The 16,801-nt window shown below is 71.3% G+C and carries 17 protein-coding genes; 13 read left to right on the top strand and 4 right to left on the bottom strand.

Annotated elements, in window-relative coordinates:
• Positions 1–352: 352 nt before the first annotated feature.
• The gene (locus C4T42_RS12965; RefSeq protein WP_020091704.1) at positions 353–655 is read right to left on the bottom strand and encodes a hypothetical protein; all 303 of its coding nucleotides are present in this window, start codon (positions 653–655) and stop codon (positions 353–355) included.
• A 138-nt stretch (positions 656–793) separates the two neighbouring features.
• A complete protein-coding gene (locus tag C4T42_RS12970; protein ID WP_026604719.1) occupies positions 794–1,504 on the bottom strand; it encodes a GntR family transcriptional regulator in 711 nt (236 codons plus the stop codon).
• Positions 1,505–1,616: 112 nt separating this feature from the next.
• Here C4T42_RS12970 and C4T42_RS12975 point away from each other — a divergent pair, with 112 nt between their 5' ends.
• The 13 genes from C4T42_RS12975 (at position 1,617) to C4T42_RS13035 (ending at position 15,554) form a co-directional block, all read left to right on the top strand.
• Positions 1,617–2,675: an alcohol dehydrogenase catalytic domain-containing protein gene (locus C4T42_RS12975; protein ID WP_020091702.1), complete on the top strand. Its 1,059-nt coding sequence runs from the start codon at positions 1,617–1,619 to the stop codon at positions 2,673–2,675.
• On the top strand, positions 2,672–3,688 hold the full coding sequence (locus C4T42_RS12980) for an NAD(P)H-quinone oxidoreductase (RefSeq protein WP_026604718.1): 1,017 nt from the start codon (positions 2,672–2,674) through the stop codon (positions 3,686–3,688). The genes C4T42_RS12975 and C4T42_RS12980 overlap by 4 nt, the downstream gene beginning before the upstream one ends.
• Positions 3,688–5,415, top strand: a complete 1,728-nt coding sequence (locus C4T42_RS12985) for an acetolactate synthase catalytic subunit (protein ID WP_020091700.1) — start codon at positions 3,688–3,690, stop codon at positions 5,413–5,415. The genes C4T42_RS12980 and C4T42_RS12985 overlap by 1 nt, the downstream gene beginning before the upstream one ends.
• 67 nt (positions 5,416–5,482) lie before the next feature.
• On the top strand, positions 5,483–6,703 hold the full coding sequence (locus C4T42_RS12990) for an ABC transporter substrate-binding protein (protein ID WP_020091699.1): 1,221 nt from the start codon (positions 5,483–5,485) through the stop codon (positions 6,701–6,703).
• 56 nt (positions 6,704–6,759) lie between these two features.
• Entirely contained in the window at positions 6,760–7,647 is an 888-nt protein-coding gene (locus C4T42_RS12995) for a branched-chain amino acid ABC transporter permease (protein WP_103985197.1), read from the top strand.
• A gap of 11 nt (positions 7,648–7,658) precedes the next feature.
• Positions 7,659–9,512, top strand: a complete 1,854-nt coding sequence (locus C4T42_RS13000; RefSeq protein WP_103985198.1) for a branched-chain amino acid ABC transporter ATP-binding protein/permease — start codon at positions 7,659–7,661, stop codon at positions 9,510–9,512.
• Entirely contained in the window at positions 9,499–10,203 is a 705-nt protein-coding gene (locus C4T42_RS13005; RefSeq protein ID WP_020091696.1) for an ABC transporter ATP-binding protein, read from the top strand. The genes C4T42_RS13000 and C4T42_RS13005 overlap by 14 nt, the downstream gene beginning before the upstream one ends.
• Position 10,204: 1 nt before the next feature.
• Positions 10,205–11,011 (top strand): 3-oxoacyl-ACP reductase FabG, encoded by an 807-nt coding sequence (fabG, locus tag C4T42_RS13010; RefSeq protein WP_020091695.1) that lies wholly within the window; start codon positions 10,205–10,207, stop codon positions 11,009–11,011.
• A gap of 40 nt (positions 11,012–11,051) precedes the next feature.
• Complete coding sequence (locus C4T42_RS13015; RefSeq protein ID WP_026604716.1) at positions 11,052–11,861, top strand: shikimate dehydrogenase; 810 nt, start codon at positions 11,052–11,054, stop codon at positions 11,859–11,861.
• Positions 11,862–11,882: 21 nt separating this feature from the next.
• Positions 11,883–13,517, top strand: a complete 1,635-nt coding sequence (locus C4T42_RS13020) for a GMC family oxidoreductase N-terminal domain-containing protein (protein ID WP_103985199.1) — start codon at positions 11,883–11,885, stop codon at positions 13,515–13,517.
• Between the two features lie 142 nt (positions 13,518–13,659).
• A complete protein-coding gene (gene catC / locus C4T42_RS13025; RefSeq protein ID WP_020091692.1) occupies positions 13,660–13,944 on the top strand; it encodes a muconolactone Delta-isomerase in 285 nt (94 codons plus the stop codon).
• A 13-nt stretch (positions 13,945–13,957) separates the two neighbouring features.
• Positions 13,958–14,254, top strand: a complete 297-nt coding sequence (locus tag C4T42_RS13030; RefSeq protein ID WP_020091691.1) for a YciI family protein — start codon at positions 13,958–13,960, stop codon at positions 14,252–14,254.
• An 82-nt stretch (positions 14,255–14,336) separates the two neighbouring features.
• A complete protein-coding gene (locus C4T42_RS13035; RefSeq protein ID WP_042675772.1) occupies positions 14,337–15,554 on the top strand; it encodes an ABC transporter substrate-binding protein in 1,218 nt (405 codons plus the stop codon).
• Between the two features lie 83 nt (positions 15,555–15,637).
• On the opposite strand, the gene C4T42_RS13040 is transcribed toward C4T42_RS13035, so the two are convergent.
• Entirely contained in the window at positions 15,638–16,366 is a 729-nt protein-coding gene (locus tag C4T42_RS13040; protein ID WP_020091689.1) for a winged helix-turn-helix domain-containing protein, read from the bottom strand.
• 144 nt (positions 16,367–16,510) lie between these two features.
• Positions 16,511–16,801, bottom strand: a complete 291-nt coding sequence (locus tag C4T42_RS13045) for a hypothetical protein (protein ID WP_020091688.1) — start codon at positions 16,799–16,801, stop codon at positions 16,511–16,513.

Genomic DNA, 16,801 nt, shown 5'->3' on the forward strand with positions numbered 1-16,801 from the left:
TAACACTCCGCATGAGCGTTTCAAGAATTTTCATGTCCTTCGAGACGGCGATACCGTGAAAATTTCACGCCGTAGGATCTGGTTTTTTGAGAAAAACGACAGTTTATTGAGATCAAGATTTGTTCATCGGTTCGATCGTGCGAGCAATGTTAATTCTGTTCCTCGGATGGACGTTGAAACGCGGGCGTTCAGGTGATGCGTCCAGTTCGATGCCGGCGGCTCCGTGAACGCCGCGCAGCACCACAGCTACGACTCGCGCACAGCGCCGTCGATTCTGCGGAACGGTGTCCTGCTGTAGCCCGGTGTACAGACCTTCGGGTGGCGGGCCGCGTTCGACGACGAAGCCTGCCGCTCAGCGCTGCACGGCCTCGATATCATCCTCGTAGATCGAGTCCGGCTGGCAGGCGTGCCATTCCTTCTTCTCGTCCGCCTGCCCCTTGCGGCCCCAGCAATAGCCCGCCTGCGCCAAGCGTCCGCTCAGCCGATCGCGCAGCCGACACTGCTCACGCGTGATGGCGGGATCGCCGGTGCTCTCGCAGGCGCGTGCGGCGTTCGCCTCGGCCGTCAGCAATTCCGGGACGGTCGGAAGCTGCTGCTGGGCGCGCGCGCCCGTGGCGGCGAAGACCAGAGCGAGGACGGCGAGATCGGCGCGCATGGGCGCACGATAATCGAGCTCCGGCGTTCCGCAACCGCGGGCCAATCGACGCCGGCGCCTTTGGGGCCGTGGCCGCCGAGGTCGGCTCGTTGCTTCGGCCATCGATCGATCGCTCATGGACTCTCCGCGAGCCGGTCATCACCCTGTGGCGGCCGCGCGGACATGCGCGAACAGGCCGCTCCCGCCGCGCTCGATGTCCTCGCGCACGGCATCCCGGGCCGCCTCCGGGTCACCGCGGCGCAGGGCGTCGATGATGCGGCGATGGGGGTGCGGCTCCCAGTCGGGGACGCCGTCATCGTAGAGGTGCGACAGGATCGGGCCGCAGCGCACCCACAGCAACTCCACGATCTCGTACAGGATCGGCATCTGTCCGAGCCTGCACAGCGTCAGGTGAAACTCGGTGTTGAGGTTCACCGCCCGCGCGAAGTCGCGGCTCGCGTGACAGTGCGAGATCTGCGCGTGGATCGCCTCGAGGTCGTCGACCTCGGCCGCGCGGCTGGCTGCCCCAGCGGCGGCGGCACGCCCCTCGAGATCGGTGCGGATCGCCCGGATCTCCAGGAGCTGATCCAGGGTCAGGCGGGGCACGACGACGCTGCCGCGCGCGTCGAGGGCGAGGGCCTTCTCGGCGACGAGCCTGAGAAGGGCCTCGCGCATGGGGGTCGCGCTGATGCCGAACCGGGCCGACATCGGCCGGAGCCGCAGGCGCGTGTCGGGTCGCAACTGCCCGCGCATCAGCGCGACGCGCAGCTCGCGGTAGGCCCGCTCGCTCAGGCTCTCCTTGACGATCGGACGGACCCAGTCCGGCACGATATCGCCTGTTTCCGGTTCGGACGCCGAAGCGCTTGACATATTCCTCCCCTTCGTCCGATGTTTGTTATAACAAATTACGCCTAGCGTCGACGGCACGTGCCGCGAGGCAGGCCGCCGGGCCGGCAGGCTCGGCGGGAGACAGGGGACGGAAATGCTTGCGTTACGCAAGGCGACCGCCGCCTTCGGGGCGGACCTCGTCCACGTCGATGCGCCCGCTGCCCCGGGCACGGGACGCGTCACCGTCGCGGTCGCCGCGGCCGGCATCTGCGGCAGCGACATCCACGCCTTCGAGTGGACCCCGGGCTACGGGTTCATGACCGCGTTCATGCCGGTCACTCTCGGTCACGAGTTCTCCGGGACGGTCCGGGCGGTGGGGGACGGCGTGACCGCGCTCGCGGTCGGCGACCGAGTCACCTGCTGGCCGACGGTGCCGTGCGGCGCCTGCGCGGCCTGCGCCGCCGCGCGGCCGCAGGATTGCCAGGGCCGCCGCATCGTCGGCCTGCACGCCGACGGGGCCTTCGCCGAGCAGGTCGTCGTCCCGGCCGACAATTGCCGCCGCCTGCCGGACGGGTTGCCGCTGACCGTCGCGGCCCTGGCGGAGCCGCTTGCGGTCGCGGTCAACGCGGTGGATGTCGCGGAGGTCGGTCCCGGCGACCGCGTGGCGGTGCTCGGGCCGGGCCCGATCGGCCTCTGCATCGCCTTCGTGGCACAGCAGCGGGGCGCGGACGTGCTGCTCGCCGGGCTCGACGACGCCGCGCGCCTCGACCTCGCCCGGCGGATCGGCATCCGCCACACGGTCGATCTCGCCGACATCGGCCTGGACGACGCCGTCCGGCGCACCTTCGACGGGGAGGCCGACCGGGTGGTCGAGGCGACCGGTTCCGCCCGGTCGGTCAGTGACGGGTTGGCCGTCCTGCGCTCGGGCGGCGTGATGGTGGTGGCCGGCATCCATTCCGGCTCCCTCGACCTCGACCTGACGGGTTTCGTGCGCAGCAAGCAGCAGCTGCGCGCGGCCCACGACACGACGGCCCGCGCCTTCGACGCCGCGCTCGCGCTCCTCGCGGCGCATGCCGGGACGCTGGCGGCGCTGATCACCCACCGCCGCCCCCTCGCGGAAGCCGGGGCGGCGTTCGAGCTGGCGCGCAGCCGGCAGGCCATGAAGGTGCTGCTTCTCCCGGAAGCGGCGGCGAGCCGGGAAACGGAGCGATGAGCATGGGCATGCGAGCCGTGATCGCCGACGGACAGGGCGGTCCCGAGGTCCTCCGGATCGTCGAGCGTCCGCGCCCGGAGCCGGGACAGGGCCAGGTGCTCGTGCGCGTCGAGGCCGCGGGCATCAACCGTCCGGACGTGATGCAGCGCGAGGGCCGCTACCCGCCGCCCCCCGGCGCCTCGGACGTGCTCGGGCTCGAACTCGCCGGGATCGTCGAGGCGCTCGGGCCCGGCGCGGGCCGCTTCCGGACCGGGGACCGGGTGATGGCGCTGGTCCATAGCGGCGCCTACGCCGAGTGGGCCGTCGTCGACGAGGCGGTCGCTCTGCCCGTGCCGGAGGGCCTCCCGGCGGTCGAGGCGGGGGCGATCCCCGAGACCTACTTCACCGTCTGGAGCAACGTGTTCGAGCGCGCCCGGCTGCAGGCGGGCGAGAGCCTCCTGATCCACGGCGGCTCCTCGGGTATCGGCACCACGGCGATCCTGCTGGCGAAGGCCCGGGGCGCCCGGGTGATCGTCACCGCGGGCTCGCCCGAGAAATGCGCGGCCTGCCTGACGCTCGGCGCGGACGCGGCCATCGATTATCGGCGGGAGGATTTCGTCGCCGCGGCCAAGGCCGCCACCGGCGGGAGCGGGCCCGACGTGATCCTCGACATGGTCGGCGGCCCCTACATCGCCCGCAACCTCGATGCCGTGGCGGTCGACGGGCGCATCGCGCAGATCGCCTTCCAGCAGGGCTCGCGCGTGGCGGAGATCGACTTCCAGCCGCTGCTGATGAAGCGGGTGACGCTCACGGGCTCGACGCTGCGCGCCCGGCCGGTGGCCCTGAAGGCGCGCCTCGCCGAAGCCCTCGCCGAGCACGTCCTGCCGCTGCTCGCGGCGGGCCGCGCGCGGCCGCCGATCGATTCCGTGTTCCCGTTCGAGCGGGTCGCGGAGGCCCATGCCCGCATGGATGCGGGCCAGCATATCGGGAAGATCGTCCTGTCGATGGGCGACGCCGCGCACGGGAGCCGCTGATGTCCGAGATGTCCGAGCGCGCCAACATGACCGGTGCCCACGCCCTCGCGGCCGCGCTCCACCGGCACGGCGTCCGCGACGTGTTCGGCCAGAGCATCCCCTCGGCGCTGTTCCTGGCCGCGCCGCACCACGGCATCCGCCAGATCGGCTACCGCACCGAGAACGCGGGCGCCGCCATGGCCGACGCCTACGCGCGGATCTCCGGCCGGGTCGCGGTGGTCGCGGCCCAGAACGGTCCCGCCGCGAGCCTGCTGGTGCCGGGCCTCGCGGAAGCCCTGAAGGCCTCGATTCCGGTCGTGGCGATCGTCCAGGACGTCCACCGCCGCTTCACCGACCGGAACGCCTTCCAGGAACTGGACCACCTCGCCCTGTTCGCGGGCGTCGCCAAGTGGGTCCGCCGGGTCGCGGTCGCCGAGCGCATCGACGACTACGTCGACATGGCCTTCGCGGTCGCGGCCTCCGGGCGGCCCGGGCCGGCGGTGCTGCTGGTGCCCCTGGACCTCCTCGACGAGCGGCCGGACTTCGAGGCCGCCGCGCCGCGCCGGTCGGCGATCCTGGGCACCTACCCCCTCGACCGCACGGTCGCCGACCCGGCCCGGATCGCCGAGGCCGCGGACCTGATCGCCGGCGCGCGGCGTCCCCTCGTGATCGCGGGCGGCGGCGTCCATTCCTCCGGGGCCTACCCGGAACTCGCCGCCCTGCAGGGTCTCGGACTGCCGGTCGCCACCACGGTGATGGGCAAGGGGGCCGTCGCCGAGACCGACCCGCTCTCCGTCGGCGTCGTCGGGTACTTCATGTCGCCGCGGGCGCGCTCGTCCCACCTGCGCAGCCTCGTCACGGAGGCCGACGTCGTCCTCCTCGTCGGCAACCGCACCAACCAGAACGGCACTGACAGCTGGTCGCTCTACCCGGCGGACGCCCGCTTCATCCATCTCGACGTCGACGGGGGCGAGGTCGGCCGCAACTACGAGGCCCTGCGCCTCGTCGGCGACGCCAAGCTGACCCTCGCCGCCCTCGCCGAGGCGCTCCGGCAGCGCGACCTCGCGGGATTGGAGGGCCGCCGCGCGCCGCTCGCCGACACGATCGCCCGCGCCCGCGAGGCCCAGGCCGGCGACATGGCCCGCCTCGTCGACATGGAGGCCGCGCCGATCCGGCCGGAGCGGATCATGGCGGAGATCGACGCGGTCACGACCGCCGAGACCGTCGTCGTCGCCGACGCGAGCTACGCCTCGATCTGGATCGCCAACTTCCTGACGGCGCGGAAGGCCGGCCAGCGCTTCCTGACGCCGCGCGGCATCGCGGGCCTCGGCTGGGGCCTGCCCTTCGCCCTCGGCGCCAAGGCCGCCCGCCCGGACGCGCCCGTGATCTGCGTGACCGGCGACGGCGGCTTCGGCCACGTCTGGTCGGAGCTGGAGACGGCGCGGCGCATGCGGCTGCCGGTCATCGTCGTCGTCCTGAACAACCAGATCCTCGGCTACCAGAAGCACGCGGAGCTGAGCCTGTTCGGCGACTTCACCGACGTCTGCGACTTCGAGGCGGTCGACCACGCCGCCATCTCGCGGGCCTGCGGCTGTGCCGGGACGCGGGTCGAGCGCCCCGAGGATCTCGCACCGGCGCTGCGCGACGCGCTCGCCGGCGGCGCCGTGACGGTGATCGACGTGATCACCGACCAGCGCGCCTACCCGCCGATCACCAGCTTCGAGGGCAAGGACGCCCTCGCCTACTGACGCCGACGATTGACCCGACCGGAAGGCGCGCGAAGCGCCGGGTCGACGACTGACACGGGAGGAAACGATGAGAGTTCTGGCGCGTGCACTCGCCGCCGCCCTCGTGCTGGGCGCCGCGGCCCAGGCGGCGGGACCGACGACGGCCCGAGCCGCCGACGTGAAATTCGGCGCGCTCTTCCCGTTCAGCGGGCAGCTCGCCCTGCTCGGCGAGGAGAGCGCCCGGGGCGTCGAGATCGCCGTCGACGAGATCAACGCCGCCGGCGGCGTCCAGGGGCAGAAGGTGGTGCTCGCCCGCGGCGACGCCGTCGACAACAACCAGGCGATCGGCGAGGCACGCCGCCTCATCTCCCTGGAGAAGGTGGCGGCGATCTTCGGCTCCTACTCGTCCGCCCGCTCCATCGCCGCGAGCCAGGTGGCCGAGCTGTCCGGCATCCCGTATTTCGAGCTCGGCGCGGTGGCCGAGGAGGTCACCGGGCGCGGGCTGCAATATCTCTACCGCACCAACCCGACGGCCGAGGACATGGCCAAGCTGGCGGTGGAGATGATCGTCAACAAGGTCGCCGCCGGGCTCGGCAAGAAGCCCGAGGACCTGAAGGTCGGCATCATCTACGAGGATTCGAGCTACGGCACGTCGGTGGCGGGCTTCCAGAAGAAGTTCGCCGCCCAGGCCAAGCTCAACGTCGTGACCGCGCAGGGCTACCCCGCCTCGACGGTCGACATGTCCTCCCTCGTCCTCGACCTGAAGGGGCGCGGCATCGACGTCCTGCTCCAGACGTCCTACCAAAACGATTCCGTGCTGTTCCTGCAGCAGGCCAACGAGGCGGGCTTCAAGCCGGGCGCCATCATCGGCGGCGGCGGCGGCTACTCGATGCAGCCCACCGCCGACGCGGTCGGCCACAAGGTCATGGAGGGCGTGCTCGACACGGATTTCACACAGTACCTCGTCAACACGAAGTACACGCCCGGTATCGAGAACTTCGTCGCGGCCTATCAGAAGAAGTACGGGAGCGCCCCGCGCTCCGGGCACTCCCTGAACAACTACGTCGGCGCCAAGCTCATCCTCGAGGCCATCGGCAAGGCGAAGGGCTTCGAGCCCGACACCATCGTCAAGGCCGTCCAGGCCATCGACGTGAAGGACGGCGTCACCGCGGTCGGCTACGGGTTCAAGTTCGGCAAGAACAACCAGAATGAGCGCGCCGCGATGATGGGCATGCAGTGGCAGGGCGGCAAGCTCGTCACGGTCTATCCCGACAGCGCCGCCGTCGCGCCCATGGAGATGCGTAAGTAACCGCAGGTCTCCGAAGGTAACAGCGCCGCCGTCACGCAGGTCCACGGAGATCGGGGATGGACGTCTTCCTCCAAGTGCTCGCCAACGGGGTGATGCTCGGCGGCCTGTTCGCGATCGTCAGCGTCGGGCTGACCCTGATCTTCGGCATCGTGAAGGTCGTGAACTTCGCCCACGGCGAGTTCCTGATGGTCGGGATGTACCTGACCTATCTCGCGGTGACCGGGCTCGGGCTGCACCCCTTCGCGGCGGTGATCCTCGTCGTGCCGGTCCTGTTCCTGCTGGGCGCCCTCACCCAGCGGTTCCTGATCCAGCCCCTGCTCGCCGCTGGCGACCATCACATCCAGATCTTCGCCACGGTGGGCCTGTCGACGGTGCTGATCAACCTCGCCCTCCTCGTCTTCGGGGCCGACATCGCCAACACGCCGCCGTCGGGCCTGCGCCAGCCGCTGGAGATCGGCCCGGTCCGGGTGCTGCTCGGGCAGGTGGTGATCCTCGGATCCGCGATCGTGCTGGTGGCGGGGCTCCAGATGTTCCTGGCGCGCACCCGCACGGGCCGGGCGATCCGCGCGGTCGCCCAGAACCGCGCGGCGGCCGAGCTGATGGGCATCGACGTCGACCGGATCTACGCCCTGACCTTCGGCATCGGCGCGGCCTGCGTCGGGGTGGCGGCGGTGCTGATCGCGCCGCTCTACCCGACCTCGCCCAACAGCGGCACCTACTTCGTGCTGATCGCCTTCGTGGTCGTCGTGCTCGGCGGCCTCGGCTCCATCCGCGGCGCCTTCGTCGGAGCGATCCTGATCGGCCTGATCGACAGCGTCACGGGCTTCTACGTCGGCGCCGACATGCGCGAGGTCGCGGTCTTCGGCGTGTTCCTGGCGATCCTGATCCTGAAGCCCTTGGGCCTCTTCGGGCGGCAGCTGCGGCTGTCCCACGTCTCGCCGTGAGGGAGCCCGCGATGACCGATATCCCGCTCGCCGCAGCACCGTCCGCGGCCCCGACAGCCGCACCGTCCGCCGCACAGTCCGCCGCACAGTCCGCCGCATCGTCCGCCTTCCCGCGCCGGGGCGCGGCAGCGCTGGCGCTCGTCCTCGCGGCCCTGGTGGCGGTGCCGGTCGCGGTCGGCAACCCGTTCATCTACCACGTCTTCATCACGATCTGCGTCTTCGCCGCGCTCTCGACCGCCTGGAACATCGTCGGCGGCTACGCCGGCCAGCTCTCCCTCGGCCACGGCATCTTCTACGGTCTCGGCGCCTATTGCGGGATGCTGCTCGTCGGCGCCGGGATCAGCCCGTGGATCGGCATGGTGGCCGGCGCCGCCCTCGCCGTGCTGGTGGCGCTGGCGATCAGCTACCCGTGCTTCCGGCTGCACGGGCCGTTCTTCTCGCTGGCGACCATCGCCTTCCTCGAAGTCTTCCGCGTCCTGGCGCTGCATTTCCGGGACCTGACCGGCGGCGCTACCGGTCTGATGATCCCGCTGAAGTTCGGCTGGACGTGGATGGTGTTCCGGGATCGCTGGCCGCCGCTGGCCATCGCCTTCGGGCTCCTCCTGCTGACCCTGGCGGTCGCGTGGTGGATGCGCAGCCACCGGATCGGCTTCTATCTCGTCGCCACCCGCGAGCGGGAATCGGCCGCGCGCGCCGCGGGCGTGCGCACGGTGCGGGTGCGGCTCGTCGCCGTGGCGGTGTCGGGGGGGCTCACCGCGATGGTCGGTACCTTCCACGCCATGTACCTGACCTTCATCGAGCCGGCGGCGATGTTCTCGCTGACCCTGTCGATCCAGATCGCGATGTTCGCGCTGATCGGCGGACTCGGCACGGTGTTCGGGCCGCTCCTCGGCGCGCTGCTCCTCGTGCCGATCACCGAGCTGGCCCGCGGCTGGCTCGGCGCCAAGGCCCTGGGGCTCCACGGCCTCGTCTACGGCCTCGTTCTGGTGCTCGTCGTCCTGTTCCTGCCCAACGGGCTGATGGGCCTCGTGTCCCGCTTCGCGCGGGCCCGCGCTGGCGGCCGCGGCGCGCAGGCGGCGTCGGTTCCGGCCGTTCCGCGGGCCCCGGAGCGGCCGCCGGTCGGCGCGGACCTGATCCGGGTCGAGGGCCTGCAGAAGCGCTTCGGCGGCCTGCACGTCACCAACGATGTCGGCTTCACGCTCCGGGAGGGCGAGATCCTCGGCCTGATCGGCCCCAACGGGGCGGGCAAGACCACCGTCTTCAACATGATCTCGGGCTTCCTCAAGCCCGATGCCGGCACGGTGAGCGTCCGCGCGCCGGACGGGACGTGGCACCGGCCGGGCCGGCCGTCGGATTTCGCGACGCTCGGCGTCGGCCGCACCTTCCAGATCGTGCAGCCCTTCGCGGCCATGACGGTCGAGGAGAACATCATGGTCGGCGCGTTCCACCGCCACGGCGACGTCCGCGAGGCCCGGGCGGTCGCGCGCGAGACCGCCGAGCGGATGGGGCTCGCGCCCTGGCTCGGGAGCGAGGCGCGCGGCCTCACCATCGGGGGCCTCAAGCGGCTCGAGGTCGCCCGCGTGATGGCGATGCGCCCGCGCGTGCTGCTGCTCGACGAGGTCATGGCCGGCATCAACCAGACCGACGTGCGCCGCGCCATCGACCTGATGCTGTCGATCCGCGACACCGGCGTCAGCATCATCGCGATCGAGCACGTCATGCAGGCGGTGATGGCGCTCTCCGACCGGGTGATCGTCCTGAGTTCCGGGCAGATCATCGCCCAGGGCAGCCCGCAGGATGTGGTGCGCGACGCAGCCGTGATCGAGGCGTATCTCGGCAAGGAGTTCGCCCATGCTCACGCTTGAGCGCGTGGATGCCGGTTACGGCGCGACCAGCATCCTGCACGCCGTCTCGCTCGAGGTGCGCGCCGGCGAGGTGGTGACGATCGTCGGCGCGAACGGGGCCGGCAAGACGACGACGCTGCGGACCATCGCGGGCCTGGTGAAGCCCACCCGCGGCCGGATCCTGTTCGAGGACGAGGACGTCACCCGGCTCTCGGGCCACGAGATGGTGGCGCGCGGCGTCACCCTGATCCCGGAGGGGCGCCAGCTCTTCCCCGAGATGACGGTGCGGGAGAACCTGCTGATGGGCGCCTACCGCCGCGCGGCGCGCGAGCGCCAGTCGGAGACGCTCGCGGACGTGCTCGACCTGTTCCCGCGGGTGCGCGAGCGCCTCGACCAGAATGCCGGCTCCCTCTCGGGCGGCGAGCAGCAGATGGTGGCCATCGCCCGCGGGATGATGGCCCGTCCCAAGCTCCTGATGTTCGACGAGCCCTCGCTGGGCCTCGCCCCGATCGTGGTGGCGCAGGTCTTCGCGGTGGTGGACCGGATCGTGAAGACCGGCGCCACCGTCCTGATCGTCGAGCAGAACGTGTTCCACACGCTGCAGGTGGCCGACCGGGGCTACGTTCTGGAGAACGGCGAGATCGTCCTCGCCGACGCGTCCGCGGCCCTGCTCGACAACGACCACGTCCGACGCGCCTATCTGGGGATCTGAGATGACCGAGCGGCAGACGAACCCCGAGGCGATCGTCCGGCGCGCGAGCCACGCCGGACGGCGCGTCCTCGTCACGGGGGCCGGCCGCGGGATCGGCCGGGCGATCGCGGAGGGGTTCGGCGCGCGGGGCGCCCTGGTGGGCGTGGCCGACGTGAACCCGGACGACGTCGCGGCGACCGTCGCGGCGATCGAGGGCGGAGACGGTCGCGCCCTGCCGCTGCGCCTCGACGTCGCCGACTACGCGGCCGTCGAGGCGGCCCTGTCGGAGGCCGCCGCCGCGATGGGCGGCGCGTTCGACACGGTGGTCAACAACGCCGGCATCTCGCCCAAGCACGACGGGGCGGCCCACCGGGTCTGGGAGATGGACCCGGCGGAGTGGAGCCGCGTCGTCGCGGTCAACCTGACGGGGGCGTTCAACACCGTCCGCGCGCTGGCGCCCGCGATGTGCCCGGCCGGGCGCGGCTGGATCGTCAACATGTCGTCGGTGGCGGCCAAGACCCACTCCCCGATCGTCGCCTGCCACTACGCGGCCTCGAAGGCCGGCCTGATCGGGCTCACCAAGCACCTCGCGGCCGAGCTCGGCCCGTTCGGCATCCGCGTCAACGCGATCGCGCCGGGGCGGATCGAGACCCCGATGGTCCGGGCGGTGGGCCGCGCCGTCAACGACGAGCAGGTGCGCCTGACCCCGATGGGCCGGCTCGGCGCCCCCGAGGAAGTCGCGGATCTCGCCCTCTACCTGACCTCCGCCGAGGCCAGCTTCGTCACCGGCCAGACCGTCGACGTCGCCGGCGGCCTCTACATGACGTGAGCCGGGACCGGTCGGACAGGCGATGGACGGGAGGACGGCCATGAGCAGCGCGGTCACCGCGGCCGGGATCACCGGGCGGACCCGGGTCTACGGGATCCTGGCGGACCCGATCTACCACGTGAAGGCGCCCGAGGTGATGGGGGCGCTCTTCGCCCGCCACGGCGTGGACGGCGTCCTCGTCCCGCTGCACGTGACGGCGGACGGCCTCGCCGCCGTGATGGACGGGCTGCGGCACCTGCGCAATTTCGGCGGCTTCATCGCCACGGTCCCGCACAAGACCGCGATGACCGGCCTGTGCGACGCCCTCACCCGGGAGGCCGAGCAGATCGGGGCGGTCAACTGCGTCCGGCGGGAGGCGGACGGGCGCATGGTCGGCACGATGCTCGACGGGATCGGCTTCGTCGAGGCGCTGCGCGCCTCGGGCCTGGAGCCGCGCGGCCGGAGCGCGGCGCTGGCGGGGGCCGGCGGCGCGGCGAGCGCCATCGCCTTCGCGCTCGCCGAGGCCGGTGTCGCCCGCCTGACGATCCTGAACCGCACCGCCGACCGCGCCCAAGCGCTGGCGGAGCGCCTGCGCGCCGCCTATCCCGGGCTGGCGGTCGCGGCCGAAGGCGTCCAGGCGGAGCACGATCTCCTCGTCAACGGCACGTCGCTCGGGATGCGCCCGCAGGACGCCGCCCCCTTCGACCTGGGCGCCCTCCACGCCGGCCAGTTCGTCGCCGAGGCGATCATGGATCCGGAGATTACGCCGCTGCTCGCCGCCGCGCTGAGGGCGGGCTGCCGCGTCCAGAAGGGCCTGCCGATGCTGGAGTGTCAGATCGCCCTGATGGCCCGCCACATGGGCGCCCTCTGAGGCGGGAACCGGGGACTGAGCTTGGGGCGCACCGTGGGACCGACCGACATCGACGCCGTCGCGGCCGGCGCGTTCGACTACGTGATCGTGGGCGGCGGCACCGCGGGCTGCGTCCTGGCCAACCGCCTGACCGAGTCCGGGACGCACCGGGTCCTGCTCCTCGAGGCGGGGGGACGGGCGCGCAGCCCCTGGGTCGCGATCCCGGCGGGCTTCAGCCGCCTGCTCCAGCACCCATCCTACAACTGGCGGTTCCGGACCGAGCCCGAGGCGGCGACCGGCGGCCGGGTGATCGCGGTCCCGCGGGGCAAGGGCCTCGGCGGGTCGACGCTGATCAACGGCATGATCTACGTGCGCGGACAGCCGCAGGATTACGATGCCTGGGCGCAGGCCGGGTGCCGCGGCTGGGGATTCTCGGACGTGCTCCCCTATTTCCGCAGGCTCGAGGATTACGAGGGCGGCCGCGAACCGTTGCGCGCCCGCGGCGGTCCGCTGCCGCTGACGGAAGTGGCCGAACGTCCTGCGATCGCGGAGGCCTTCATCGCCGCCGCGCAGGCGGCAGGCTACCCGCGCAATCCCGACTACAACGCGGAGAGCCAGGACGGCTTCGGCTACTACCAAGTGAACCAGCGGCGCGGCCGGCGGGTCAGCGCCGCCGATGCCTATCTGCGGCCGGCCCTGGCCCGCCCGAACCTCGCCGTCGTGACCGACGCGCACGTCCTGCGGCTGACCTTCGACGCGGGTCGGGCGAGCGGCGTCGCCGCTCTGGTCGGCGGCCGCGAGCGGCTCTTCCGCTTCCGCGGGGAAGTGATCCTCGCCGCGGGTGCGGCCCAGACCCCGCAGATCCTGGAACTGTCCGGCCTCGGCGATCCGGCGATCCTCGGAGGGCTCGGCGTCGCCGTGCGGCGCGCCCTCCCCGGCGTCGGCGCCAACTACATGGACCATTACTGCACGCGCATGAACTGGCGCGTGCGCCTGCCGGTGACGCTGAACGAGCAGACCCGCGGCCTGCGCCTCGGCCTCGCGGCGGCGCGCTACCTCGCGACGCGGCAGGGCATCCTGGCGCTGGGGACCGGTCTCGCCCACGGCTTCGTGCGCACCCGGCCGGGGCTCGACGGGCCCGACGTGCAGTACTTCTTCATGCACGCGAGCTACGCCAACGCCGCCGAGCGCAAGCTCGACCGCCTGCCCGGCATGACGATCGGCGTCACGCAGTTGCGACCGGAATCGCGCGGGACGATCCACGCCGCGTCGCCCGACCCGCTCGCGCCGCCCGCCATCCGCCCGAACTTCCTCGCCACCGCGGAGGATCGCCGGGCGATGGTCGAGGGCATGAAGATCGCCCGCGCCATCGTCGCGCAGGCGCCGATGGAGCGCTTCCGCGGGGCCGAGCTCAACCCCGGTCCGGACTGCCGGACCGACGCGGACTGGCTCGATTTCGCGCGCCGCGACGGCCAGACGATCTACCACATCTGCGGCACGTGCCGCATGGGCGACGATCCGGATTCGGTGACGGATCCCAGCCTGCGCGTGCGCGGCGTGGCCGGCCTTCGGGTGGCCGACGCCTCGATCATGCCGCGCATCGTCTCCGGCAACACGCAGGCCGCGGTGTTCATGATCGCCGAGAAGGCCGCCGACCTGATCCTTGCCGATGCCTGATCCGGTCTGGCCATCGGGCGCCGCGGCGCGTACGGCAGCCCCGCGCCGGTCTCGGCCGCGTCTCGGCGTCGTCCGGCGCTTCGCGACGCAGCAGACCGCAGGTCAAACGCCCCGGCACGACCGGCGGCAGAGGTTCGACGTCATGCTCTACATGGTCCACATGCAGGTCAACATTCCGGCGTCCCTCCCGAAGGAGGAGGCGGCTCGCCTGAAGGCCGAGGAGAAGGCCTACGCCCAGAAGCTCCAGCAAGATGGCCGATGGCGGCATCTCTGGCGCATCGCCGGGCAGTACGCCAATTACAGTGTCTTCGACGTGGCGGGAAACGATGAACTTCACGAAGTCCTGAGTTCGCTGCCGCTCTACCCGTATATGGCGATCAGCGTGACGCCGCTGGCGCAGCATCCCTCCGCGATCGCGGCCAACTGACCGGACCACCGCCATGCCTTACATGATCGAGACCTTCGACAAGGCCGGGAGCCTGGACGTCCGCAGGGCGAACCGCGCGGAGCATCTCGTCTACCTCGACCGGATCAAGGACCGGCTCCTGGCCTGCGGCGCGAAGCTGAACGACGACGGGAGCGACGCCGGCGGCGGCCTCTACGTCGTCGACGTCGAGACCCGCGCGGAGGCCGAGGCGCTCATCCACGCGGACCCGTTCTACAAGGTCGGGCTCTTCGAGCGCGTCGAGATCCGGCGCTGGCGCAAGGCCTACCTGGACGGCCGCAGCTATCTCTGAGACCGAGGGAACGCGGTTTCGAAGGACAGGCGGCCTTCCGGTACGGGGCAGCCGCTGAAGAACAAGAGATTGGGAGGAAACAATGATCCGTCGTCCTTGGGTGGCGGCCGCCGCGTTCGGCGCCGCTGCCCTCACCGCCCTGCCCGCCTCCGCGCAGTACGCGGATGGCGGCATCAAGATCGGCATCCTGACCGACATGTCCGGCGGATACTCGGATCTGGCCGGCCGCGGCTCGGTGACGGCCGCGCAGCTCGCGGTCGAGGATTTCGGACGTCCGATCAACGGTCGGAAGGTCGAGCTCGTCTTCGCCGATCACCAGAACAAGGCGGACATCGCCTCGTCGATCGCGCGCCGGTGGTTCGATACCGAGGGCGTCGACGCCATCTTCGACACCAATTCCTCGGTCGCCGGGCTGGCGGTGCGCGAGGTCGCGCGCAGCAAGGGCAAGATCGACATCAACTCCGGCGCCGGCTCCATGGCACTGACCAACGCCGCGTGCTCGCCGACCGGCGCCCACTGGTCGTGGGATACCCACTCGCTCGCGGCCGGCACCGCCGCGGCGCTGGCGGACGATCCGAAGAACACGTGGTTCTTCATCACGGCCGACTACACCTTCGGGCACGATCTGGAGGCGCAGGTCACCCGGGTCGTGAAGGCCAAGGGCGGCACGGTGCTCGGGTCGGTCAAGCACCCGTTCCCCAATCCGGATTTCTCATCCTACCTGCTGCAGGCACAAGCGTCGGGCGCGAAGATCATCGGCATGGCCAACGCCGGTGCCGACACGATCAACACCATCAAGCAGGCAAGCGAGTTCGGCATCCTGCAGGGTGGCCAGAGGCTGGGCGGGCTCAACATCTTCCTGACCGACATCTACTCCGTCGGATTGCCGGCGGCGCAGGGCATGATCCTGACGACGGGCTTCTACTGGGACATGGACGACCAGACGCGCGCCTTCGCGCGGCGCTTCGGCGAGCGGATGGGCGGCCGGATGCCGACCATGGTCCAGGCCGGCGACTACTCGGCGGTTCTCCACTTCCTGAAGGCGGCCGAAGCCGCCGGCACGGATGACGGCCTGAAGGTGATGGCCAAGATGCGCGAGCTGCCGATCCAAGACTTCTTCGCCCGCAACGCCACGCTGCGCCCGGACGGCCGCATGGTCCACGACATGTACCTCGCCCAGGTGAAGTCCCCGGCGGAATCGACGGGGCCCTGGGACTTCTACAAGATCCTGAAGACGATCCCGGGCGACCAGGCGTTCCAGCCGCTCTCCGAGAGCACGTGCAAGCTGGTGAAGGGCTGACGCGCGCCTTCGCGGCTCGTCGCTCACAGGGGGGCGCGGGCCGTGCACCCCTGTCTCCACCGGGGTCGCCGCTCGCGACGGCCCTAGTGGGACGTGCTCTCGACCGCGGCGGCGAAGACGTAGCCGACCCCGCGCTCGGTCACGATGAGCTTCGGGTCGCTGGGCCTGCGCTCGATCTTCCGGCGCAGCCGCAGGATCTGCACGTCGATGCAGCGATCGAAGACGTCGTCGTGGACGCGGGTGACCTGGAGCAGGTACTCGCGCGTGAGCGGACGCTGAGGTGCGTCGAGGAACGCCGCCAGGAGCGCGTAGTCGCGCTTGCCCAGGACGACCTCTTTTCCGTCGGGATTGATCAGACGCCGGCGTCGGCGGTTCAGGACCCAGCCGTCGAAGCGCCGGCACGGCGCCTCCGCCGGACGGGACGAGGCCTGCGCCGCGACGCGGCGGAGGACGACGCGCACGCGCGCCAGGAATTCGCGCAGGCCGTAGGGTTTGACGATGTAGTCGTCGGCGCCGAGTTCGAGGCCGAGCACGCGGTCGAACTCCTCGCAGCGATGGGCCGTCGTCAGGATGACGGGAACATCGCTCACCGCGCGCAGGTCCCGCAGCAGGTCGAGGCCGTTCTCCGCGCCCGGGCGAAGATTGAGCACCACGAGGTTGAACTGCGACGGATCCGCGAGCTCTCCGCGCGCCTCGGCCCGCGTCGACGCCGGGACGACGTCGACCCCGTGCCCGTCGAGGTATCCGGAGACGACACGCTGAACCTCCGCGTCATCGTCGACGAGCAGAATGCGCAGGCCGTGATGATGCATAAGCGATGCTCCTCCGGAGTCCCGACTGGCGCGATCATCGGAGCAGCGGTCCGAAGGTGTCCGGCCGTCCCGGGGCGGCCGGATGCGCGTCGTCATCCCGTCGCCTGCCGATCGGCTTGGCCGCTGCTCCCACGGCGTGACGGTTCATCGGCAGGCCCGCTCGTAGCGGCCCCACACCGGGCTGAAGAACAGGCGACAGTCGCCGAAAAAGCCGCCCGCGGCGTATCCGCCCGCCGGGCTCCACCAGCCATGGCCGCCGAAGCGGTGATGGAAGCCGTGATGGAAGCCCCCGTGGTGGAAGCCGTGATGGAAGCCGCCATGGTGCCCGAAGCTTCCTTGCCCGAAGCCGCGCGCTTCGGCTCGTCCGGGCACGGTCGCCAGGGCGGCGAGGGCGAGACAGGACAGGATCGCGGTCTTCGTCGAGGTGATCGTCAT

The sequence above is a fragment of the Methylobacterium sp. 190mf genome, assembly GCF_900107945.1.
Lineage (GTDB): Bacteria > Pseudomonadota > Alphaproteobacteria > Rhizobiales > Beijerinckiaceae > Methylobacterium.